Annotated in this window: 20 protein-coding genes; 14 read left to right on the top strand and 6 right to left on the bottom strand. The window is 53.2% G+C overall.

Annotated elements, in window-relative coordinates; genetic code table 11:
* The first annotated feature begins 58 nt into the window (after positions 1-58).
* From L1F30_RS06200 to L1F30_RS06190, 3 genes are all read left to right on the top strand, one after another.
* Positions 59-1,525 (top strand): aminoacyl-histidine dipeptidase, encoded by a 1,467-nt coding sequence (locus L1F30_RS06200; RefSeq protein WP_253360731.1) that lies wholly within the window; start codon positions 59-61, stop codon positions 1,523-1,525.
* Between the two features lie 84 nt (positions 1,526-1,609).
* Positions 1,610-1,975 (top strand): glycine zipper family protein, encoded by a 366-nt coding sequence (locus L1F30_RS06195; RefSeq protein ID WP_253360730.1) that lies wholly within the window; start codon positions 1,610-1,612, stop codon positions 1,973-1,975.
* A 53-nt stretch (positions 1,976-2,028) separates the two neighbouring features.
* Positions 2,029-3,153 (top strand): M14-type cytosolic carboxypeptidase, encoded by a 1,125-nt coding sequence (locus tag L1F30_RS06190; protein WP_253360728.1) that lies wholly within the window; start codon positions 2,029-2,031, stop codon positions 3,151-3,153.
* Between the two features lie 128 nt (positions 3,154-3,281).
* On the opposite strand, the gene L1F30_RS06185 is transcribed toward L1F30_RS06190, so the two are convergent.
* The 5 genes from L1F30_RS06185 to grxD form a co-directional block, all read right to left on the bottom strand.
* The gene (locus L1F30_RS06185) at positions 3,282-4,022 is read right to left on the bottom strand and encodes a PepSY domain-containing protein (RefSeq protein WP_253360726.1); all 741 of its coding nucleotides are present in this window, start codon (positions 4,020-4,022) and stop codon (positions 3,282-3,284) included.
* Positions 3,959-4,588: an FMN-binding protein gene (locus tag L1F30_RS06180; protein WP_253360724.1), complete on the bottom strand. Its 630-nt coding sequence runs from the start codon at positions 4,586-4,588 to the stop codon at positions 3,959-3,961. The genes L1F30_RS06185 and L1F30_RS06180 overlap by 64 nt, the downstream gene beginning before the upstream one ends.
* A 174-nt stretch (positions 4,589-4,762) precedes the next feature.
* Positions 4,763-6,016 (bottom strand): porin, encoded by a 1,254-nt coding sequence (locus L1F30_RS06175; RefSeq protein ID WP_253360722.1) that lies wholly within the window; start codon positions 6,014-6,016, stop codon positions 4,763-4,765.
* A gap of 315 nt (positions 6,017-6,331) precedes the next feature.
* Entirely contained in the window at positions 6,332-8,134 is a 1,803-nt protein-coding gene (locus L1F30_RS06170) for an SLC13 family permease (protein ID WP_253360720.1), read from the bottom strand.
* 173 nt (positions 8,135-8,307) lie between these two features.
* Entirely contained in the window at positions 8,308-8,622 is a 315-nt protein-coding gene (gene grxD, locus L1F30_RS06165; RefSeq protein ID WP_305879923.1) for a Grx4 family monothiol glutaredoxin, read from the bottom strand.
* A gap of 188 nt (positions 8,623-8,810) precedes the next feature.
* Between grxD and L1F30_RS06160 the strand changes: the two genes are divergently transcribed.
* The 3 genes from L1F30_RS06160 (at position 8,811) to argF (ending at position 12,513) form a co-directional block, all read left to right on the top strand.
* Positions 8,811-10,094 carry a flavohemoglobin expression-modulating QEGLA motif protein gene (locus L1F30_RS06160; protein ID WP_253360718.1) on the top strand — a complete coding sequence of 428 codons (1,284 nt, stop codon included), beginning with the start codon at positions 8,811-8,813 and terminating at the stop codon, positions 10,092-10,094.
* Between the two features lie 147 nt (positions 10,095-10,241).
* Positions 10,242-11,417, top strand: a complete 1,176-nt coding sequence (locus L1F30_RS06155; RefSeq protein WP_253360716.1) for an aspartate aminotransferase family protein — start codon at positions 10,242-10,244, stop codon at positions 11,415-11,417.
* Positions 11,418-11,601: 184 nt separating this feature from the next.
* Entirely contained in the window at positions 11,602-12,513 is a 912-nt protein-coding gene (gene argF, locus L1F30_RS06150; RefSeq protein WP_253360714.1) for an ornithine carbamoyltransferase, read from the top strand.
* Between the two features lie 135 nt (positions 12,514-12,648).
* On the opposite strand, the gene L1F30_RS06145 is transcribed toward argF, so the two are convergent.
* Positions 12,649-13,029 carry a diacylglycerol kinase gene (locus L1F30_RS06145; protein ID WP_305879922.1) on the bottom strand — a complete coding sequence of 127 codons (381 nt, stop codon included), beginning with the start codon at positions 13,027-13,029 and terminating at the stop codon, positions 12,649-12,651.
* Positions 13,030-13,786: 757 nt separating this feature from the next.
* On the opposite strand from L1F30_RS06145, the gene L1F30_RS06140 reads away from it, so the two are divergent.
* From L1F30_RS06140 to L1F30_RS06110, 8 genes are all read left to right on the top strand, one after another.
* Positions 13,787-16,684 carry a ribonucleoside-diphosphate reductase subunit alpha gene (locus L1F30_RS06140; protein ID WP_253360712.1) on the top strand — a complete coding sequence of 966 codons (2,898 nt, stop codon included), beginning with the start codon at positions 13,787-13,789 and terminating at the stop codon, positions 16,682-16,684.
* A 437-nt stretch (positions 16,685-17,121) separates the two neighbouring features.
* Positions 17,122-17,577, top strand: coding sequence for a hypothetical protein (locus tag L1F30_RS06135; protein ID WP_253360710.1), 456 nt, complete (start codon positions 17,122-17,124; stop codon positions 17,575-17,577).
* A gap of 66 nt (positions 17,578-17,643) precedes the next feature.
* Entirely contained in the window at positions 17,644-18,474 is an 831-nt protein-coding gene (locus L1F30_RS06130) for a TIR domain-containing protein (RefSeq protein ID WP_253360708.1), read from the top strand.
* A 74-nt stretch (positions 18,475-18,548) separates the two neighbouring features.
* A complete protein-coding gene (locus L1F30_RS17590; protein ID WP_371922651.1) occupies positions 18,549-18,752 on the top strand; it encodes a transposase in 204 nt (67 codons plus the stop codon).
* Between the two features lie 632 nt (positions 18,753-19,384).
* On the top strand, positions 19,385-19,726 hold the full coding sequence (locus tag L1F30_RS06125; RefSeq protein WP_253360706.1) for a hypothetical protein: 342 nt from the start codon (positions 19,385-19,387) through the stop codon (positions 19,724-19,726).
* A gap of 174 nt (positions 19,727-19,900) precedes the next feature.
* The gene (locus L1F30_RS06120; protein WP_253360704.1) at positions 19,901-21,073 is read left to right on the top strand and encodes a hypothetical protein; all 1,173 of its coding nucleotides are present in this window, start codon (positions 19,901-19,903) and stop codon (positions 21,071-21,073) included.
* Between the two features lie 383 nt (positions 21,074-21,456).
* Entirely contained in the window at positions 21,457-22,455 is a 999-nt protein-coding gene (locus L1F30_RS06115; protein WP_253360702.1) for an alpha/beta hydrolase, read from the top strand.
* Between the two features lie 521 nt (positions 22,456-22,976).
* The gene (locus tag L1F30_RS06110; RefSeq protein ID WP_253360700.1) at positions 22,977-23,603 is read left to right on the top strand and encodes a hypothetical protein; all 627 of its coding nucleotides are present in this window, start codon (positions 22,977-22,979) and stop codon (positions 23,601-23,603) included.
* Positions 23,604-23,860 lie beyond the last annotated feature (257 nt).

Genomic DNA, 23,860 nt, shown 5'->3' with positions numbered 1-23,860 from the left:
GCTACCATTGCCTAACCGCTCGCCTGCAACCCGATATCGCCAACCATTTGGAAGCCCCATGACCAACAGCCACTTGCAACAATTAGAGCCCCGCGCCCTGTGGCGCCATTTTGAAACCCTGTGCAACACCCCAAGGCCCTCGGGCCATGAGGCGGCCATCATAGAAAAAATAGAAGCCTTTGCAGCCGGGCTTGGCTTAACGGTGTTGCGCGATGACGTTGGCAATGTGGTGATCAGAAAACCCGCCAGCAAAGGCTATGAACACAGCCCGGGGGTCATTTTACAAAGCCACCTGGATATGGTGCCGCAAAAAAGCCAAACCGCCCGGCATGATTTCACCCAAGATCCTATTCAAACCGTGATCCAGGGCGACTGGGTGCACGCAGTAGGCACCACCCTCGGCGCCGACAACGGCATTGGCGTGGCGGCCATTTTGGCAGTACTGGAAAGCACCAACCTCACTCACGGGCCGCTGGAAGCGCTGTTTACCATTGACGAAGAAGCCGGTATGACCGGCGCCAAAGGCCTCAGCCCGGACATACTGCAAGGCCGGCTGCTGTTTAATCTGGATACCGAAGACGAAGGCGAGCTCTACGTGGGCTGCGCCGGCGGCATTGATGTCAACGCCCGCATTGCAGGCCACTGGGGCGAGCCCGATGCCCAGAGCGCCTGCTTTCAGCTGAGTGTGAGCGGCCTACTAGGTGGCCACTCGGGGCTTGATATCAATCTGGGCCGGGCCAACGCCAACCTGCTCATTGCCCAGTTTATTGCGCGCCTGTCTGACGCACTGCCGGTACGCATTGCACACATTCAAGGCGGCACACTGCGCAACGCCATCGCGCGCGATGGCCGGGCGGTGTTCACCGTGCCTGCCGCCCTGGCCGAGGCGGTGGGTGCCGCCTTCGATAAATATTTGGCCGATGTACAGCACTGCTACGGCCAGCTGGAAACCGGCATGTCGCTCACGCTTGCCCCGGCCGAGCCCGTGGCCAGCGCCCTTGGCGCCCTGCAAACCCGGGCGCTGGTGAGCGCCCTGCTCACCTGCCCCCACGGCGCGCAGCGCATGAGCCCGCAACTGGCAGGCGTGGTGGAAACCTCAAACAACCTAGCCACAGTGGGCATAGAGGGCGACACCCTGGTGGTACAGTGCCTGGTGCGCAGCCTGATAGACGAAGCCCGTGACGACCTGGCAGCTAATATCGCTCGCCATTTCCAGCTAATTGATGCAGACACCTTGCTCGACGGCGCCTACCCCGGCTGGGCCCCGAACATGCAATCGGCACTGCTTGAGCAAATGCGCGCAGTCTACGCGCAAAAGTACGGCAAGCCGCCGGCGGTGAAAGTGATTCACGCAGGCCTTGAGTGCGGGTTACTGGGCGCCATTTACCCCAATTGGGACATGATTTCCTTCGGGCCCACTATTCGCGGCGCCCACTCGCCCGATGAGCGGGTACACATAGCCTCGGTTGCCGCCTTCTGGGAGTGTCTGGTGGCCGGGCTCGCTGCCGTGGCTACCCAAGCCTAGCCTTGGTTGTCAACGGATGCTGGCGCGTTGCGTTGTATCAAAGATACACCGCACGCTTTCAACCCGATGCACGAGGACGCCACCATGAACCACGCCAAATTCTATGCAGTTATCGTTGTATTTACCGCTTTGCTGGTAGGATGTGCCCGCAATGCGCCTATTATTGATACCCAAGGGGTAAATATGGCGCTCTACCAGCAAGATTTGGCACAATGCCAGGCCATTAGCACCCAGGTAGACACCGGCGGCAAAGTTGCCGGTGGAGCCGCCGGCGGGGCCATTGTTGGCGGCGCCATAGGTGCCGTCTTGAACGGCAGCCAAGGGGCGCAAAAAGGCGCCGGTGTGGGCGCCATATCGGGCGCTGCACGCGGTGCGGCTAGCGGTAAACAAGAACAGCAGCGGGTAGTCAAAAACTGCCTGCGCGGGCGCGGATACCGCGTATTAAACTAGCGCCAGCCCAAGAGGCGCCGGCGCATCCACTCAGTGAAAGGAACCATTTCGCCATGCAGATCAGTAGCCAATTCGACGCGGGCAACATTGACGTCGTACAGTGTGAACATGCGGCAGACATTCAGCTGCGCATTCGCAAAGACAATCAATCAGATTTCTACCAGTGGTTCCACTTCCGACTGACTGGCGCCGAAGGCCAAGACTGCACACTGAAAATTACCAACGCAGGCCAAGCCGCCTATGTTGATGGCTTTAAAGGCTATCAGGCCGTGGCTTCATACGACCGTGAAAACTGGTTCCGGGTAGATACAAGCTTCGACGGCAGCACGCTTTGCATCACGCACACCCCCGCCACCAACAGCATCTATTTTGCCTATTTCGCGCCCTACTCCATGGAGCGCCACGCCGATTTGATCAGCTGGGCCAGCACCGATAACCGCGTGACCTACGAGCACCTGGGCCACACCCTCGATGGCCAAGACATGGACTTGCTAATTATTGGCGATCAAGCAGCCAGCAAGAAAAAGTATTGGGTTATTGGCCGCCAGCACCCGGGTGAAACCATGGCCGAGTGGTGCATTGAAGGATTTCTGGAGCGATTGCTCGATGCCGACGACCCCATCGCCCGTGAGGCGCTGGCGCGCGCCACCTTCTACGTGGTGCCCAACATGAACCCCGATGGCAGCCGCCGTGGCCACCTGCGCACCAACGCCGTGGGTAGCAACCTCAATCGCGAATGGCTGAACCCCACAGCCGAGGCCAGCCCGGAAGTGCTGTACGTGCTCAACAAAATGAAAGCCGTGGGGCTGGATTTCTGCCTGGATGTGCACGGCGATGAAGCCCTGCCCTACAACTTTATTGCCGGTGCCGAAGGCATAGAAGCCTGGAGTGACGCCAAGCAAGCGGAGCTCGATTTCTACAAGCACACCCTGATGGCCGTTAATCCGGACTTCCAGGTAGCCCACGGTTACGCCGTAGACAAACCCGGCACCGCCAACCTCACCATTTGCACCAACTTCATTGCCCACACCTTCGATTGCCTGGCCATGACGCTGGAAATGCCCTTTAAAGACACCGTTGAAACGCCCGAGCCTATGGCGGGCTGGTCGCCCGCGCGCAGCAAACACCTGGGCGCCGCCAACCTGGATGTGATGCTGCAATTTATGAAGCGCGCATAAGCCCTTGCGCCCACTGGCAAAAATAAAAACCGGTACAACATTGCTGTTGCACCGGTTTTTTTATGGCTGTTGCCTAGCGGTTTATCTTGAGGTCGCAATCACGCAAACGGGTGCGCAATAAAGGCGCTCTAGCGGCGGCGCTTGCGGCCGGCCAGCCAAATACCGAAGCCGCTCATGGCCAAAACAATAATGAGCAAGGCCACCGCATCCATTAACCAGGGCCCCAAACCAAAGGGGCGACCGGCGTGCAGATCGAGCATCAATCGCTGCCAGTTAACATCGGCAGTAAGCCAGCGCTTGCCCAGTTCCGCCTGCAAGGGTGCCGGGGGTTGCTGCTCCTCAAGGGTGTGAGTGAAGGCCTGTTCGGTGCGCGTCCAGCGCAGCTGATCAACATCAAACAGGTAATTGGCCCGGCCAGATTGCATGCACACAGCGCCACCACAATGGCCAAGGGGCCCCATGGGTTGGGGCGTGCCGTAGCTTGCGCCGATGCGCTCGGCAATTTCCCCATTGGCCAGAATGAGCAGCGCCTGATCACAGCGTGCCAGCAACAAATCTTGCGCCAGGGGCACGGCGCTGATCTGGCTGCCGGGGCAGCGCGCGAGCTTGCGGCTATTCCAATAGAGGTAATCACCGGCGCGCGAGAGCCATTGGCCCTCGCCAATGGCGAGGCTCGCTACTTCAGGCTCGCTAATACCATAGAGATTTAATAGCAAGCGGTGGCGCAGCGGCTGTTCGGCCAGCGCAAGATCATCGGTATGGTTGAGAAAAATTCCGGTAACAGACAACCACAGCAGCAGCAGGATCAGCCCGAGGCCGATACGCTTGTGCCAGCGCCACAGGATGGGTCGCCATGTTTTTCTGAGCATGTTGATGGTGTGACGTCGGCGTGAGCCGCCCCTACTTGTTGGTGAAAATAGAGGGCAAGTCTAGCGATCTTTTGCAGCGCGCGCACGGATAATGTGGCGCCGGAAATGCCATCGATGTGGCGATCGAGCTGGTTTTCTTCATTGCGTAGCCGCACGCCATCAAATTGCGAGGTAAAACTCTGGTAGCGCACTTCGCCCCCGCGCACTTCGCGGTATTCAAGCACCGCCAAATTCACCACCTGACCCTGTTCTACCACTACGCCCACGGTGATGGGTAGCTCCTTGCCAATTTCTTCCAGAATCCAGGCGGTGCGGGCACCTTCGCGAAAGTAACGGGCCCGCAAACCCGGCCTGCGTTGAAGAATATCTTGGGCAACGGTTTTTTGTTCTGGCGTTAGCCAGAAGCTTTCACTTTGCGGCGCGCCGTCAAAATGCTGGTTTAGAAATTCATCTACCGTTAAAAATACGCCACGTTGCGCCTGTGCAGGTGCAGCCAGTGCCCAGCTACACAACAGCAGCCACCAAAATACAGAACGTCTGGCTAAACGGCGTTTCGTTGTCAGCACATCAACCTCCGGTGCGAAGCTGTTTACAGGTAACTGTTAATTGCAACTGCTAATCGAGCATTAGTGACTGGCAGCAACCTTTGAAGCCGTATAAAGCAACTGCCCTCCACAACGGCAAAAGCTGCGAGGCGTTTCACACCCCGCAGCTGCACGCTTTTAACCTTGGTGGGCCACTTAGAAAGAGTAACCCACGCCCAGGTTAAAGCCTTCGTAAGTTTCGCTGCCGCCAACTTCTTGTTGCATCACATCGAACTTCAACACAGCCGTTGGCGCAACCCAGTAGTTGGCACCCACATTCCATTCAACGGTGTCGGTATCGTTTGAGGCACCGGCCTGGTTATCCCAGGTGCTGTAGCGAATGAACGCGCCCCAGTTTTCATTGATGCGGTAGCTCGGCTCAAGGTACCAACCGGCCTGCTCGCTGGCGCCGTCTTTAACATCGTCAATCATGTCGTTCAAAGCCCACTGGGCGTAAAGTGCGCGCAGGCCAAAATCACCGGCCTGGTATACCGCGTGGGCTTCAAACAAGGTGGCATCCAGCTTGCCTTGGCCCAGAGCATCGCTGCCCTGCAAAAGGTCATCCTGGTACTGCAAGGTAGCCGCCAGCTCAAGGCCAGGTGCTGGGGTGTACTTGATACGACCCGTGTAGGCAAAGGTATCTGCAGGGGCGTTCGCCACTTTTTCTCGGCCGCTACGTATTTTGTACTCTGGATTTTTTTCATTCCCGGGATCACCAATAACATCCAAATACAAGCCCGAGTGAGCGGCCAGGTTGTAGCTTAAACCCTCGGCCAGCTCACCTTTGAAATTCAAACCGCCTTCCCACCAGGTAGAGGGCACAATGGCGCTCTCTACGCTGTTGCGCTCAACACCATAGAAAGTATCCGGCTCGTGGGTTTCATTCAGGATGCCCACCGGCACCAGAAACACACCGGCCTGGGCGCTGTGATTGGCCGCGTAATCCCACTCGATGTAAGCCTGCTCCAGCTCCACTTCACCGGGCTTGCCCTCGCCTGCCAGCGCGTGCTCCAGCTCGAACTCTGAGTAGAAGCGCACTTTGTTGTTGAACTGGTGGCCGAAGAACAACACAAAGCGGTGGAAATCAATTTGGTTTTTGTCGGCTTTACCGTTTACACCGTTCAAGCGGTTCAGGTGCAATTCACCGTAGCCACCGATAGAGGTTTTAGAGGCGCCACCGGCGGCCACAGATTGCTCTACGGCATCTGCTGTGGCTTCAATTTTGGCACCCAGATCCTGCTCGGTAATCACCACTTTTTTGTCTGTTTCTTCGAGCTTTTGCTGCAGCGCTTCAATTTGCTTTTGCTGCTGCTTGATCAGCTCATACAGCTCGGCGCTGGTGGGTTCCTGGGCGGCTGCGCTCATGGCAACGCTGCTTACGGCCAACGCCAACAAAGATTGTTTCAACATGGTGCCTTTCCTTAATTTCCTTAAATGGGCCCGCTTGAGCGGCTACTGAATCAAGATGGCGCGGATCTTAATGCTTTTGAGAAACATTATCAACAACACTCGCAACTAGATTGAGTTTAAATTGCCCTTGGCCGTATTTCGCTTAGCCAAACGGTAAAACTGCTTAAAAAATGCACAGTTAAATTCGGTGCTATCGGGTAAGAGAGGAACCAGGGTAAGAAAGGCACAAGCTAGGTGTAAGAGAGAAACAAGAGGCAATTGACGCTCTGGTAATGAGAGGCCCATCAACAAACACTTAGGCGTTTAAACACGCACCTAGAAAGGCCAGATCAGCGGAATCACCGAAGAACCAACCAGCCACATGGCCAGATTGAGCGGCACCCCCAAGCGCAGGAAGTCGCTAAAGCGGTAGCCACCGGCGGAGTACACAAAGGTGTTGGTTTGATACCCAATGGGTGTTGCGAAGCTGGCGCTGGCCGCAAACATCACCGCCACCACGAAGGGGCGCGGGTCTACGCCCATTTGCTGGGCCAGGCCAATGGCCACGGGCACCACCAGTACAGCCACCGCATTGTTGGAGAGAATTTCCGTGAGCACCGAGGTCAGCAAATAAATCAGGCTCAGCATCAGCCAGGGGCCCAGGTAGGGCGACCAAATCAAAAACTGATCCACAATCAACTGCACCAGCCCCACCTTCGACATGGCCAGGCTAAAGGCCAGCATGCCGAGAATAATCATCAGAATGCGCCACTCCACCGCCTTGTAGGCGTCGTCTACATCCAGACAGCCAGACATAATTACCGCCGCCGCCGCCACCAGCGCCAGACCTTCAATGGGCATCACGTTAAAGGCCGCCAGCGCCATCACCGCCAGCACACAGAAAATCGCCAGCGGCGCTTTATCACGGCGATAGGCGCGCTCTTGCACGGCGTTGAGGGAAATCATGTCGCCGTTATCGGAGAACTTTTTAATCTGCCCGGCACTGCCCTCTACCAGCATCACATCGCCAAATTGCAATTGCAGGTCGTCGAGGTTGGTTTGAATATTTTCATCCTGGCGGTGCACGGCCAGCACGTGGATGCCGTAGCGGGCAGTGAGGTTCAAATCGCGCATGGGGCGATCGCAATAGCGCGAGTTGCGGCCCACAATGGCCTCAACCAAAATCACATCGCGGGTGGTGATGGTTTCAAATTTATCGTCACCGTTAACGGTAAATTCCAGCAAGCCGTTTTCACGCAACTCCACCACATCTTGCATGTTGGTGTGCAATATCAGGCGATCGCCCGAGGCCAGAATGGTGCTGTGCGCGGGCTCGGTGAGTTCTTCATCGCCGCGAAAAATACGCAGCACCTGATTGCCGCTATTGCCGTTTAAATCGGCCTCGGCAATGGTTTTACCAATCATGGGCGAGTTGTGCGGCACCATCAGGTCGGTCATGAAGGTGCGATCACCGCTCATGCGCAGCTGGTTTGACAGGGTTTCACGATCCGGCAGCAAGCGCTGGGAAAACAGCACAATAAACGTCACCCCCACCAGCGCCATGCCGAGGCCAAGGCCTGTAATTTCAAACATGGAAAAGGGCGTCATGCCAAAATCACGCGCCACACCGTCGGCCAGAATATTGGTAGAGGTACCAATCATGGTCATGGTGCCACCTAAAATAGTGGCGTAAGAAAGCGGGATCAAAAGCTTGGAGGGCTTGATGTTGCGGCTGGCGGCCAGGGCAATGGCCACGGGCGTAAATATCGCCACTACCGGGGTGTTGTTAATAAAGGCAGACATGGCCATGGCCGAGAGCATTAACACCAGCATGGCCTGCCGGGGGCTGGCGCCCGACATAGCTTTAATGCGGTTGGCCAGCCAATCCACACAGCCCGTACGCTCTAGCGCTGCCGATAATATAAACATACAGGCAATGGTGGCCGGGGCATTGTTGCTGAGCACACCAAGTACTTCGCGGCTTTCCAACAGGCCCGTCACCAACAAAATGGCCACGGCAATGGCCACCACCACGTCGGGGCTGAACTGCTCGCGCACAAAGGCGTAGAGCATCCACAGCAACAACCCCGCTACCAGCAGCAGCGAAAGCGTCTCGGAGTACTCAAGCAAATTCAGCATGGGGCAATAATGCGCAGGGTGGCCAGAAAGGCAGCAACATAAAATAGGGCCGTTATAAAGTCTAAGATTATTTGACGCTGTTTATATAACCAAACCTAATTTAACCTGCCCCGCCAAATGGCGGGCGAAAAAAAAGCCCCATGCGGGGCTTTCTGTATACGCCAACAGGCGAATTAGCTGGCGGCTTCGTCCAGCAGCGGCTTCAGCTCACCTTTTTCGTGCATTTCGGTGATGATGTCGCAGCCGCCAATCAGCTCGCCTTTTACCCACAGCTGCGGGAAGGTGGGCCAGTTGGCGTACTTGGGCAGCTCGCTGCGGATTTCAGGGTTGGCCAGGATATCCACATAGGCAAAGCGCTGGCCACAGGCCATGATGGCCTGCGATGCACGCTGGGAAAAACCGCACTGCGGTGCATTGGGCGAACCCTTCATATAAAGGATGATGGCGTTCTCGCCGATTTGTTGCTTAATAGTTTCGATCGTTTCCACAGTAAACCCCCACTTCAAAGCCTGTGTTGCCAGAAGAGTACGCCGCAATTCCTACTGACGCACTCAGGTATTGCCGCGCATTCTACCCCAAGCGCACCCGCTTTCGCTACGGGCCGCCTTTAGCGGTTCCCAAGCTGCTATAAATTAGTCACACTCCTGCCTTTTATTGCGCTCGCCAAGGACACCACATGGCCGCCACTTCCGAGTACCTCGCTACGGTTAAAGCCCTTTCAGACCGTATTGTTGAGGCGCAAAAGCCCATTCGCATTCTCGATGCCGTGAAATGGGATTCAGACATCAAGCGCCAGTTTTTTGCAGCCAACTGCAAGGCACTGCCCGCCGTAACCCCCGATTACTACGACAACACCAAGCTCGGCTTCGACCCGCACGCCAAGCGCAAGGAGTTTCACAACATCGAGCGCGACATCAACCGGCTGCTGGGCCAGCTGAGCCCGGTGACAGGCATGATGCGGCGCGCCTGCCGCGAATACCAGATGGTGGTGCGCATGCTGGAGGCCCGTGGCACCGATGAGTTTGGCGATTTGTCGCAAGAGCTGTACGGCTCTGCCTCAGACGTGTTTCACGCAGGCGATCCAACGGTTGCAGAGCTTGGCACCAACATGGAAACCACGCTGGTCAGCCTGCTGAAGCACAGCTCCATGCAAGAAGCACCCAAAACCATCGATGCCGAGGCCGCCGTGGCCGAGCTAAACCGGCGCATGGGGCAGGTATTTCCGAGCGACGGCATTCGGGTGATGATCAGCGATGGCATTACCGCCGATGCCGCCGCCGGCACCGACTACATCAAAATCCGCAAGGGTGCAGCGCTAAACCAAAACGACATAGACGTACTGGAAGCACACGAGGGCTGGGTACACCTGGGTACCACCCTGAACGGCATGGCTCAGCCCTACTGCACGTTTCTGGGTAAGGGCCAACCCTCCTCCACCGTTACCCAGGAGGGTTTGGCGGTGCTGACCGAAATCATCACCCTGCGCTCTACGCCAACGCGCCTGTACAAGCTCATCAATCGCGTGCGCGCGGTCACCTTGGCAGAAAACGGTGCCGACTTTCTGCAGGTGTTTAACTATTTAAGGGAGAAGGAGCTTTCCGCCGACGACAGCTACCAGATTGCGAGCCGGGTATTTCGCGGCAGCACCCCCACTGGCAAGCCCTTCACCAAAGACATCGCCTACATGAAAGGCTTTGTGCAAACCTTTAACTTCATGCGGCTTGCAGTTGCCCAGGGCAAGCTGGATAAACTGCCCCTATTGTTTGTGGGCAAAATTCAACTTGAAGACATGCCCACCATCGTGCAACTCATGCAAGAAGGCATTGTGGTGCCGCCCAAGTTTGTACCGCCGCACTTTGCCGATTTAAAAGGCCTGGCGGCCTGGCTTAGCTTTAGCCGGTTTATTGCGGGCTTGAATTTCCAGCAACTGGAATCGGATTACGCATCCCTGTTATCGTGAGGAAGGCTGCAGGCAGGCGAAATAACGGGCCACCCCCTTGCCAAGGCCTGCGCACGGAAATAGAATAATCTGCACTTTAAGAGCAACCAAACCGCAGAATCTGCGGTTTTTTATTTCAAGCCCTTATAAATCAAAGGATTAGCGGCAATGACCACATCGGCACTCATGAACAATTACGGCGAAAGAACCCTGACCCTGGTAAAAGGCCAGGGCTCGCGCCTGTGGGACGACGCCGGCAACAGCTACCTGGACGGCATTTCAGGCATTGCCGTGTGTGGCCTGGGCCATTGCCACCCCGCCATCACCGAGGCCATTGCCAGCCAGGCCGCCACCCTGGTGCACACCTCAAATTTATACAACATTCCTGCCCAAGAGCAGCTGGCAGACAAACTCATCCAGATTACCGGCATGGATAACGCGTTTTTCTGCAACTCCGGTACCGAGGCAAACGAGGCGGCCATTAAACTGGCGCGCAAATGGGGTAACGAAAAGGGCATTCAATGCCCCACCATCGTTGTGATGGAGCACAGCTTTCACGGCCGCACCATGGGCGCGCTCTCGGCCACCGGCAACGCCAAAGTTCAAGCGGGATTTGCACCGCTGGTGGAAGGGTTTCTTCGCGTGCCCTACGACGATGTGGCCGCTGTCGAGGCGCTGTCAGGCAACAACCAGATTGTGGCGGTATTGGTAGAGCCCGTGCAGGGCGAAGGCGGTGTGCACGTGCCGGCACCCGACTACCTGAACAACCTGAGAAGCCTGTGCGACAAAAACGGCTGGCTGCTGATGCTCGATGAAATTCAAACGGGCAACGGGCGCACCGGTAAATTTTTTGCCTACCAGCACAACGGCATACTGCCCGACGTACTCACCACCGCCAAAGGCCTGGGCAATGGCTTTCCCATTGGTGCCACACTGGCGCGCGGCGCGGCGGCCAAGGTGCTGCAACCGGGCAACCACGGCACCACCTTTGGCGGCAACCCGCTGGCCTCGGCGGTGGCGCTTGCGGTGATTAACACGCTGGAAAGCGAGGGGTGTATTACCCTGGCCGCTCACCGCGGCAAAGAGCTGGTAGACAGGCTCAAAGCGGCACTGGGTGAACTCCCCCAGGTGGCCGATATTCGCGGGCTGGGCATGATGGTGGGCGTAGAACTTACCAGCCCCTGCGCGGAACTTGTGGGCAAGGCGCGCGCGCAGGGCCTGCTGCTTAACGTCACCGCCGGCAACACATTGCGCCTGCTGCCCACGCTCAATATCAACGACGACGATTTTACCGAATTGTGCGATGGCGTTATTCAACTGGTGCGTGAATTCAGCCCGGCCTGATACAAGGCGCCTGCTTGCAAGCCGCGTTAAAGGTCGCCCGGTAAACAACCTACCGGGCCACTGCTGCCCGGCCCCGCGTAATTTGCGCCCCGCCTGATCGCGCGAGCAGCTGTCGCTAGCACCTTTAATGAAGCACTAAAAATACAAACCAAAAAACAGAAACTAAAAAATAGAAACCAAGACCATGAGTTGCAGACATTTTTTATCACTAGACGACCTCAGCACCGAGGAATTAAACCAGGTTATTGCCAAGGCCACAGAGCTGCGCACCCTGCACCGTGAAGGCCGTGGCCCACGCCCGCTCACCGGTAAAGTGCTGGGTATGATTTTCGAAAAATCCTCCACCCGCACGCGCGTCTCCTTTGAGGCCGGCATGAGCCAACTGGGCGGCAGCGCGATTTTTCTCTCCCCCAGAGACACCCAATTGGGCCGGGGCGAGCCCGTGGAAGATACCGCGCGGGTGCTCTCGCGCATGGTAGACATCGTAATGATCCGCACCTTCGCCCACGAAGGGCTTGAGCGCTTTGCCGAGTACTCCTCGGTGCCGGTGATCAACGCACTCACCGATAAGCTGCACCCCTGCCAACTGCTGGCGGATGTGCAAACCTTCACCGAACACCGCGGCCCCATTGCCGATAAGACCGTGGCCTGGGTGGGTGATGGCAACAACATGTGCCAGTCTTACATCAATGCCGCCATCAAATTTGGCTTTAACCTGCACATTGCCTGCCCACCCGGCTACGAGCCCAGCGAGGAGTTTGTAAATGCAGGCGGTGCGCGCGTGAAAATCTTCCACGACCCGGCCGCCGCCGTGGCGGGTGCGCACATGGTAACCACCGATGTCTGGGCCTCTATGGGCCAGGAAGAAGAACAGCAAACCCGCATGCGCGATTTCAAAGATTTCAAAGTGGATCACGCGCTCATGGCCAAGGCCGCAGCCGATGCCATATTCCTGCACTGCCTGCCGGCACACCGTGAAGAAGAGGTTGCTACCGAGTTGCTGGAAGATGACGCTATCAGCAAGGTATGGGATCAAGCGGAAAACCGCATGCACGCCCAAAAAGCGCTCATGCTGTTTTTATTGGGCGAGCTGTAAAGCGCCTGCGGCTTTAGAAGTTGCTAATCACTAGTCTCTAGTCTCTAGTCTCTAGTCTCTAGTCTCTAGTCTCTAGTCTCTAGTCACTAGTCTCTAGTCTCTAGTCTCTAGCGATTAGGAATTAACGATTAGCAACTAACCATAATGCTCCACCAATATCAGGCCCCAGGTCAGGGCCGTGGTGAGCAACATGGTAAATACCGCCGCCGAGCCCACGTCTTTCGCCTTGCCCGAGAGCACATGGTGCTCAAGCCCTACCCTGTCTACCACCGCCTCCAGCGCCGAGTTGATCAGCTCAACCACCAGCACCAACATCACGGTAACAATTAACAGCGCTGTTTCCACTGCGGGCAAATCTAGCCACAAGGCCAAAGGCACCATCACCATGGCAAGCATCGCCTCTTCACGAAACGCCGCCTCTGTTTGCCAACTGGCACGCAACCCCTGCCAGGAATATCGGGTGGCTTTAACTACCCTGCCCAAGCCTTGCTGGGCGCCTTTCATATGGTTTGCCATCACCGGCCTCCGTTGGTGTGCAGCCTTTTGCCCTCGCCACTTTGGGCGGCCACAATCGCAAAAATCCTATAGAACAAAACGGTATAACTATACACGAAGCCACCGCGCTACCGCCGCCAAAACGCGAATGCCTCAGCCATCTATATTGGGCGATTAGTGGTTACTGACCTCGCCAATTACCCACATTTTATCCACAAGCTACCCCCAGCACAGTTAGCTTGCATTACACCCCAAACCGCATTATCTTGTATCGCAATTCAGGCAAACCCCAATATATAGGGCCAGAAGCGCCTGCGCCCTGTCATAGACGGGCCGCATTCGTCAAGCCCTTCTCGCACAGAGTGCCTGGCCGTTGGGGGCCGCCAACCAGCTGTTCAAGCGTTACACCGCGGCCCGGCCCGGTGGCCTCTGTGAGCAAACTGAGTACGAATAATCTTTGCCGCGCAGAAGGACACGCACACAACAACAAGGACATCGCACGCGCATGGCAGTAGCGGATCAAACCTTTGTTAAACATCCTGGCGCCACCCTGGCACACAGGCCCTCGGGCTATTGTGGGCGGCGGCATTGTGATGCCTGAAAAAGGCCCGGCTAGACGCTAAAAAGCGGCGCCCTGCGCGCCGCAGTTGCAGAGTTCAGCGCCTGCGAAACCAAGAATTTAGATAGACAACGCTAGAAAACACACCATTTAAATTGACGACACTGTAGTTAATTCCGCACGCGGGATTATCCACTCATCAGAAACGCGGAGACGTTCATGCAAACCGAGACCGAAAACAGCACCAGCCAACCCGCTGCTGCCCCCTCCACCACCAGCCAGTCCACTGTCAGCGCTACCGCGCCCGGCAAGATTCGCGTCATCAAGCGCAATGGCACAGTGGTACCCTTTGATGCATCCAAAATCGAAGTGGCGGTCACCAAGGCCTTTTTGGCCGTTGAAGGCGGCACCGCAGCGGCCTCTTCGCGCATTCGCGAAACCGTAAAAAGCCTCACCCAGATGGTGGCCGCGGTATTTACCCGCCGCATGCCATCAGGCGGCACCATTCACATTGAAGAAATTCAAGATCAGGTAGAACTTGCACTGATGCGCTCTGGCGACCATAAAGTGGCCCGCGATTACGTGCTCTACCGTGAAGAGCACGCCCGCGCACGGGCCGCGAAAAAGCCTGCAGATACCGCACCGGCAGATCCGCTGCTGCCAAGCCTCAACGTTACCCAGCCAGACGGCAGCATTGCCCCGCTGGATGTAAACCGCATTCGCACCGTGGTTTCGGAAGCCTGTGCCGGCTTGAAAGACGTGAGCGACGAAGCCATTCTGGCCGAAGCCATGCGCAACCTCTATGACGGCGTTACCCTGGAAGACGTGAACACCTCACTGGTAATTACCGCCCGCACCCTGGTAGAAAAAGAGCCCAACTACACCTACGCCACCGCCCGCCTGCTGTGCGACAAGTTGCGCGCCGAGGCGCTCACTTTCTTAGGCGTGGCCACCGCTGCCACCCAGCACGACATGGAGCACCTGTACGCGGCTGCCCTACCTGTGTACATCCAGAAAGGTATTGAGCTTGAGCTGATAGACCCGGTGCTGGCAAGCTTTGATCTGGACGCATTGGGCCGCGCACTGATTGCCGAAAACGACCTGAAGTTCACCTACCTCGGCCTGCAAACCCTGTACGACCGCTACTTCATTCACTCCAACGGCACCCGCTTTGAACTGCCACAGCTGTTCTTCATGCGCGTTGCCATGGGCCTGGCCGTTGAAGAAGAAAACAAAAACGAGCGCGCCATCGAGTTCTACCGCCTGTTGTCTTCGTTCGATTACATGAGCTCAACGCCCACGCTGTTTAACGCAGGCACCCTGCGCCCACAGCTGTCGTCTTGCTACCTCACCACCATCCCCGACGACCTGCACGGCATCTACGGCGCCATTCAAGACAACGCCATGCTCTCTAAATTTGCCGGCGGTCTGGGTAACGATTGGACACCCGTACGCTCACTGGGCGCCTACATCAAAGGCACCAACGGCAAATCACAAGGTGTTGTGCCCTTTTTGAAAGTGGCCAACGACACAGCCGTAGCCGTAAACCAGGGTGGCAAGCGCAAGGGCGCGGTGTGTGCCTACCTCGAAACCTGGCACCTGGATATTGAAGAGTTTCTGGAGCTGCGCAAAAACACCGGCGACGACCGCCGCCGCACCCACGACATGAACACCGCCAACTGGGTGCCCGACTTGTTCATGAAGCGCGTGTTTGAAGACAAACACTGGACGCTCTTCTCACCCAACGACGTACCCGACCTGCACGACCTGTTCGGCCAGGCCTTCCAGGATCGCTACGAGCACTACGAGCAACTGGCCGCCGAAGGCAAGATGCGCCTGTATAAAACCGTAAAAGCGGCAGACCTGTGGCGCAAAATGCTGGGCATGCTGTTTGAAACCGGCCACCCCTGGATCACCTTTAAAGATGCCTGCAACCTGCGCAGCCCGCAGCAGCACGCCGGTGTGGTGCACTCATCGAACCTGTGTACAGAAATCACCCTGAACACCAAAGCCGATGAAGAAATTGCCGTATGTAACCTGGGTTCAGTGAACCTCAAGCAACACATTGTGGATGGCAAGCTGGATCAGGCGAAACTGCGCGCCACCGTGCGCACCGCCGTACGTATGCTCGATAACGTCATCGACATCAACTACTACAGCGTAGATACCGCCAAGCAGTCTAACGCCCGTCACCGCCCTGTGGGCCTGGGCCTCATGGGCTTCCAGGATGCCCTCTACGAGCAGCGCATTCCCTACGGCTCAGACGCCGCCGTGGAATTTGCCGACACCTCCATGGAGGCCATCAGCTACTACGCCATTGAAGCCTCAAGCGAACTGGCAACCGAGCGCGGTGCCTACTCAAGCTTTAAAGGCTCACTGTGGGACCAAGGCATTCTGCCCATCGACTCCATTGAACTGCTGGCCAAAAACCGTGGCGACCAATTCATTGAAGTAGACCGCACCCAACGCCTGGATTGGGACAGCCTACGCGCCAAAGTGCAATCAAACGGCATGCGCAACTCCAACGTGATGGCCATTGCACCCACCGCCACCATCGCCAACATTACTGGTGTGTCGCAATCCATCGAGCCCACCTACCAAAACCTGTACGTGAAATCGAACCTGTCTGGCGAATTCACAGTGGTTAACCCCTACCTGGTACACGATCTGAAAGATCGCGGCCTGTGGGACAGCGTGATGGTAAACGACCTCAAATACTACGAAGGTTCCGTACTGCAGATCGATCGCATTCCCGATGATCTGAAACTGCTTTACGCCAACGCCTTTGAAGTGGAACCGCGCTGGATTGTAGACGCCGCCAGCCGCCGCCAGAAGTGGATCGACCAGGCCCAAAGCCTGAACCTCTACATCGCCGGCGCCTCGGGTAAGAAACTGGATCTCACCTACCGCATGGCGTGGTTCCGTGGCCTGAAAACCACCTACTACCTGCGCGCACTGGCCGCCACCACCACGGAGAAATCCACCGTGTCGCAAGGCACCCTGAACAAAGTATCCTCCGGCGCCGCCCCTGCGCCGGTGCAAGCAGCTCCGGCAGGGCCTGCGGAAGTGCCGAAGGCGTGTTCGTTGGATGACCCGGATTGTGAGGCTTGTCAGTAAGCTTTGTTTGATACAAAAAGCCGCGCTTAGGTGCGGCTTTTTTGTGGGCGAAGGGTTTGTCGTTTAAATCGACATTGGAGTGGTTTTGGTTTTTTTACCCTGAACGGGGTGTTCATTTTCTTTGTTTGGCCAAAGAAAACGAACCAAAAGAAAGGCCACCCCGGCTACGCACTGATCCAGCCAAAGCCCGAAATTTCAGGGTCGCGAAAACAGGCATCCATGCCTGATCGTCGCTCAATTGGGCTCCTGCCCAATTGCCCCTGAAATTTCGGGCTTTGGCTGGGTGCTGCGCAAGGGGGTTGGGTGCCATGACTGAGCGATTGGTGGAAAGCAGACTTAAAAATAAACTAAAAGGTCTGTGCTGATATATACCTCGAGGGCGCAACATATTACGCCTTCGAGGCATTGATTAAGGCTGTTATGTAAAGTAGAAACTTATGAAAGCTCAAGGAATAAGACCTAATGCTCGGATATGGAGGCACGCAGAGTCCTTCAAAGAAGCAGCCATTCTTTGCTCCAAAAACAATCTGATACAGCCGATGGCTGTTAATGCTGCACTGGCGATTGAACTATATTTAAAATCTCTTCTTTCATTGAATATATTAAATCCAAGCGGTGTCGTTAAAGAATTTAAAGCTGAACCTGGCCATCAATTTAGCAGCCTGATAAATAGAATAGAAAATCATCACAAAACAATGCTTTTTGAAGAGCTAGAAAATATTTCCAATGAGATTAATTGGGATTCTGAGTTTAAAAAATTCGATGATGCTTTCGTAAAAATACGATACTGGTACGAGACGAACAATGCAGCTCCAATAAGGCACGAGATACTTAACCTCGCTGTCGATCTAGGCAAGGCCGTGCTCGCAATGGGAAACAAACTAAATGCATAACAATCACAAGCAGCCGCCTCGCTATGCTTCCGGAAGTTACGTTCAATATAGTATGGAGAAAATAAGTTGAGAAAACCAAGACTATTCATTGCTTCATCTATTGAGAGCTTGCCTGTTGCTGAAGCTGTGAACGTAAATCTAGATCATGAACTTGAAGTAACATTGTGGAAAAATGGGACGTTCAAGCTTTCATCAACTGCTATTGATGATCTTGTAGAGAAATCGTCAGTTGTAGACTTCGCTTTGTTTATATTTGCTCCCGATGATATTGCAACAATTAGAAGCAGAAGTGAGCATGTAGTTAGAGACAACGTTCTCTTTGAAATGGGTCTGTTTGTTGGGGCAATCGGCAAATCAAGATCATTCATATTAAAACCTCGCAATACAGAAATGCATCTACCAACTGATTTGCTAGGCGTAACTCCTGCTGATTATGATGCAAGCCGATCGGATGGTGATTTAGTTTCAGCAACGAATCGAGCTTGTTCCTTAATTAAAGCTCAGATCGAAACATTAGGTCTTATAAACCACGCAAGTCTATCAGAATCAAAAAGGATTATCGCCAACCCAACTAACTATGAACTAAAAGAGCATGACTATAGATTTTTAGCTGCATGTTTAGAGAGCCATACTGCCAACCCTACTGGACTTCCATTCAACAGAATTTCTAACAACTTTAGAGGTACAGAAGAGGTAGCATTACAAATATCCCTAATAAAATTAGAGCGAATGGGCTATATAAGCAAGACTGTGGAAACTGACCATCAATATGACAACGATTATTACGCCTATTCAATTACAGAAATGGGTTTAGATGTTTTATTGCAAAACGAAGACTTACTTCACCCTAAGATCAATCAGGTTACCCAAAACTTTGATAATGACGTTCCATTTTAGGAACAACTGCGGTCAGAACAATTGGAGTCAGATTGAACCTGTTACAGTTTAACGGACACTTTTAATCAGGGACAATGGAGCCCTCAGGAGTGTTCAATATGACAGCAAAACGTAGACCCTATAAGACCTATTCTAAAGAGTTCAAACTTGAGGCAGCTCGCCGGATGGAAGCATCTGATCGGCCTACTGCCGAGATAGCGAGAGAGTTGGGGTTGCGCCGAAATCAGCCGTACAAGTGGAATAAAGGGGCCGGAGTGGGAATAAAGGGGCCGGAGTGAATTACCGACCAGAATCAGGCCGGCAGCCCCCAAAAAAACCCAACTACGAAGCCGCGCTCTCGGGGCCCCTTGCGGAGCGGCCATTTAAAGCAGTGAAATTCGGGGACAATTGGGCAGGACGCCCAATTGAGCGCCGTCAGGCAGGACGCCTGTTGGCGCGACCCCGAATTTCGCTGCTTTAAATGGGTAAAGCGCAGCCGGGGTACGTTTCTTTTGGTTCGTTTTCTTTTCGTATAAAAAGAAAATGAACAAGCAAATTCAAGGATCAAAACCACCAGCAACCACACGCATCGAATAACGTGGCAGGAAGGAATTTGAATAAAGTGGCCGGAGTGAATTACCGAACAGAATCAGGTTGGCAGCCCCCCTAACAACACATACTACAAAGCCGCGCCCCTGGCCCCGCAACGCTCCGACCCTTCGGCAAATCAAATAAAGTGAACAATCTAAACAAAAGCTGTGAACCAGCCCCACTTTAGCCCCACTTTAACCTAGCAAATTTCAACACCGAAAGTTAAACCAAACCAATTTAATATTGTTATGCAAAAATGTCATAATACGCGCTATCTGCGGCCTTAAACCAACCCAAACAGTTCAATTTTTGACTACAAAAGGAGATTCAGGAATACAACATGTCAGGGACTACGGGATTTTTTGAAAATTTGATGATCTTGCTAATAATACTTTTTGTAGTATTCATAAAGGAAAGTGCAAGATTTGGCAGGAATGCCCACGAAAAAAAACTTAGATCTATTAGAGAACAAATAGCCGCCAAGGAACGGCAAAAGATTGTAGAAGACCTCGAAAATCATGTGAAAGAAACAGAAGAATCGATGATACAAGCCCGGAAACGCATGACCACCGAACCCGATGAAGTCGACTTGGAGTTCAGCAAACTTATGCAGGAAATGCTGAAAACTGAAAAAAGTCTAATTAGAGAGTTGAAAGCATTCGAGAGGACTTACAAAAAATGACACTTAACCAGTAGAAACATGGTCAAAAGCACCCGAACAACACTCCATGGGTGTGACATTTAACAGCTACTAAAATCGGATGGAAAGCACATCGATAAACCAACAATGGCGCACAAAAATCAGACCTCAATCAACCTTCATACCTACCCTTACTACTATTCAGGATTCTAAGCAATGTGGTTCGCATTTGGATTTATATCCCTTGCTGGATTTACCATTTACTCACTGTTCAAGCGATTAAATGGCGCACCTAAAGGTAAGTTGTATAGAACTTCTGGCATTCCCTATGGCAACAATATTGTAAAAAACAAGTATGGGCACGCTGTAAAACTATGCGTTTTCGTTGAAGGTCAATCGGGCTACGACTACATACTGAAAAATGAAACCTTAATTGATCGATTTTTTAAAATTATTGGCTTATCTGTTGAACATCAAACCGGCAACAAAGAGTTTGATGACAGAATTTACATTGTCTCAGACAATAAAAAAGTCCTAAAGCAGCTATCTTCAAACAATACAATTGCTGACTCGGTCATTAGGATATTCGACGCAGCCCTTATGAATAGCTTTAAGGTAAAAAGAATCCGGCACCAATCAGGCAGACTTTGGGTAGACCTGAGGCCAAAAATAAAATTTGAGGATGATCAGTTCAGGAAACTGAGCTATGAAATTGCCACCTTGCTCAACACCATTTCTAGCGAGCATGGAAAAACCCCCTTGCCCGCCAAGGAAAGGTGGAAGGACCCTTTCAATATTCGCGCTATGATTATCCTGGCCATTAGTACAGGGCTTGCCATTAATGGTTTAGTTCAGTTCGTTCGACTAAAAATCACCGATTACCCGGTCATAATTGATGCAGATAAATTACTTCAAGATGCCATATATGTAGGATCAGGCATCACAATTGTAATACTCGCCTCTGCATTGGTTTTACTAGGCCGAAGTGCCAGGGCCCATATTGTGATGTTTGAGGTGCTAATTATAGGCTCTCTGGGCGCCATAGCCACATCCTATGCCGAATTGCGAGACATTAATATCGAGTTCGATAAGGCCAGGCCCGACCTTTATGAAGTAAAAATAGTCGGAAGGTATCTACAGGAGCACAAAAGAATAAGAAGTAGAGGAGGATTTTTTTTTAAAACCGCATCAGATAATGTAAAACGGTTTTATCATATGATTCAGGTTGAAGACTGGAATAATATCGACACCTCTAGATCTTTCAAGGTTTCAAAACAGTATTATGACTTAGCCGAGGTCGGGGATAAGCTGATAGTTAGCCAAAAACCAGGAAAACTAAACTATAGATGGGTAGAAAATTTGAGGACAGCAGACAGTTCTGACACCTAAATCTCACTAAAAGAAAGCCAGCTCAATGGGGTTATGAAAATATTCCACAACACACCAATGACACCGGTGCTAGGCCCACACAAACGGATAAAAATCAACTACAAAGCCGCGCCTTTGGGGCCCCATGCGGAGCGGCCATTTAAAGCGCAGCCGGGGTACGTTTCTTTGACGCAAAATACGCGTGGTCTCCGCTGCGCTCCGGCTGGTTCGTTTGAACGCGACACAGTCGCTTTCGCTAGCGCTCATGCCTCCGCTACACTTCGGCTCTTTGGCCAAACAAAAAAAATGAACAAGCGAATTCAAGGATCAAAACCACCCGCAACCACAGATTTCAAACAACAGCTGCGAAACATGCACTACACATAACCAAAATAGGGATCACCATGCGCCAGCTTATACTCTTCACCCTTTTAATACTTACCAGCATCACCACTCAAGCACTGGAGGCCCCTCCCCTGCAGATGGCGGCACTCAAAAATCTAACACTCGAAAGCGGTGGGGTGCTAAAGCAGGCGAAACTAGGCTACCGCACGGCGGGCAAGTTAAACGCCGCCGGCGACAACGCCATTTTGTACCCCACCTGGTTTGGCGGCAGCTCTAAAGACATGTTTAACTATGGCGCCATAGACCCGATAGACACCTCAAAATATTTTGTGATTGTGGTAGATGCCTTTGGCAACGGCGTGTCTGCATCGCCCTCCAATCACAAAAACTTCCCGGCTATTACCATTGGCGACATGGTACAAGCCCAGCACCAACTACTCACCAAGACTCTCGGTATCACGCAACTTTATGCCGTGGTGGGCACCTCTATGGGCGGCATGCAAGCTTTTGAGTGGATTACGCGCCACCCCACCTTTATGCGCAAAGCCATCAGCCTTGTGGGTTCACCCAGGCTAGACACCTATGATCGTCTGCTCTGGCAAACCCAGCTGGAAGCCATTGCACTGGCGGAAAAAGCAGGCGACATTCAAGCCGCTAATAAAGTGGTAGCCATGATTGATGCACTGGCACTTTTCACACCGGAGTACCACGCAAGGCGTACACCCGTAAGCCAGGCACAGGCGTTTATTCACACCACCCAAACCAGCGATAAGCGCGATCTACGCGATAAAGCTGCGCAATTAGAAGCCATGCTCAGCCACGACATAAGCCGAAACTTTGACGGCTCCATGGCCAAGGCGGCAGCCGCGGTAATGGCTCAGGTTTTGAGCATTGTTGATCTGCAAGACCACATGGTAACCCCAAGGCCTGCAATACGTTTTAGCGAGCTTTTGGGCGCGAAAACCTTAGAGCTAAATACCTATTGCGGGCATATTAGCTCGGCCTGTGCAGGCGATGAAATCAATCAGGCTGTACGCAATTTTTTAGCTGCACCCTAAGTCTTGTTATGGATAAAGGGGCCGGAGTGAATTACCGACCAGAATCAAGTTGGCAGCCCCCTAACAACTCCAACTACGAAGCCGCGCCCTTGGGGCCCCTTGCGGAGCGGCCATTTAAAGTATGAAATTTGGGCTCAATTGGCCATGGAAGGCCAATTGGCTGCTCATTGGCTCCTGCCATTGCAGCATTCGCACATCCCTGTGCATCAGCGCCGTCAGGCAGGACGCCTGTTGGCGCGACCCCGAATTTCACTGCTTTAAATGGGTAAAGCGCAGCCGGGGTACGTTTCTTTTGGTTCGTTTTCTTTTCGTATAAAAAGAAAATGAACAAGCGAATTAAAAAACCCAAGCCACCAAGATAAAGGGCCCGAGTGAATTAGCGTTAATTTATAACCATCAGGAAACCAAGAGATAAGACTGAAAAGCAGCGCTGATGCACAACCAGGCGAGCTTCAACATTTCCACACTCTGAGCTACAATCTTAACTCAATAACCACATTAAAAAATCAAGAACACCAATCATGAATTATAAGCACCCTCTTATATTGACCCTATTACTCCTTTCCTTCGGCTGCGCACCAATAAGCGACAAGAAATATTCAAACGATTTTGTAAGCGAAACAGCTCACCAAGAAATTCTGGAAGCAAAGACCGCTCACGACAACGCTCAATACAACTTATCAATTTCGAAGCTAGATAAGATATTGAAAGATCATGCAGGCACGCTAAGCCAATACCAACTATCACAGATATATCTCTTGCAAGCCTCCGCAAATAGCTCCCTTGGAGATATAGATAAATCCGTAGAGTCTTACGAAAAGATTTCCCAGCTAAAAGATATACCTCCAAGCCTTAGAAATATGGCCCTAGATACAATAGCTAACGTATATTTCACGAAATATCAATATGAAGAGGTCATTTTGGCATTAAATCAACGAGACAACTCCATCTCACCAATGGCTTTAGAAGAACAGAAAATTCTTGCTTGGTCATATCATGAACAAGGAGATAGTTGTCGCGCTCTAGAAATACTAAATTCATTAAAAACTAATAGCCCCAAAGTTGAATCAGATTACTTCACATCAATTGATTCATTAGCTCGTCAAATCCAATATCAATCACATGCACTAGCCGATTGTGGAAGCTAACATCTTCGATCAAGAAATAGGATAAAGGGGCCGGAGTGAATTAGCGAACAGAATCAGGCAGCCCCCTAACAACACAAACCACGAAGCCGCCCCCTTTGGGCCCCTTGCGGAGCGGCCATCTAAATCGGCAAAAATCGGGGGCTATTGGCCATGGCGCTTACGGTACCCATGAATAAATCTCTATGCATTTCACAAGCAACCAAATGCAATCTGTGCAACACCGCCCGGTTCTGCCCAGGCCGCTTGGCCAAGCCGGG

Origin of the sequence: Simiduia sp. 21SJ11W-1 (assembly GCF_024138675.1) — a bacterium.
GTDB lineage: Bacteria > Pseudomonadota > Gammaproteobacteria > Pseudomonadales > Cellvibrionaceae > Simiduia.
The sequence above is the reverse complement of the archived record's forward strand: the minus strand, read 5'-3'. Positions and strand labels throughout refer to the sequence as shown.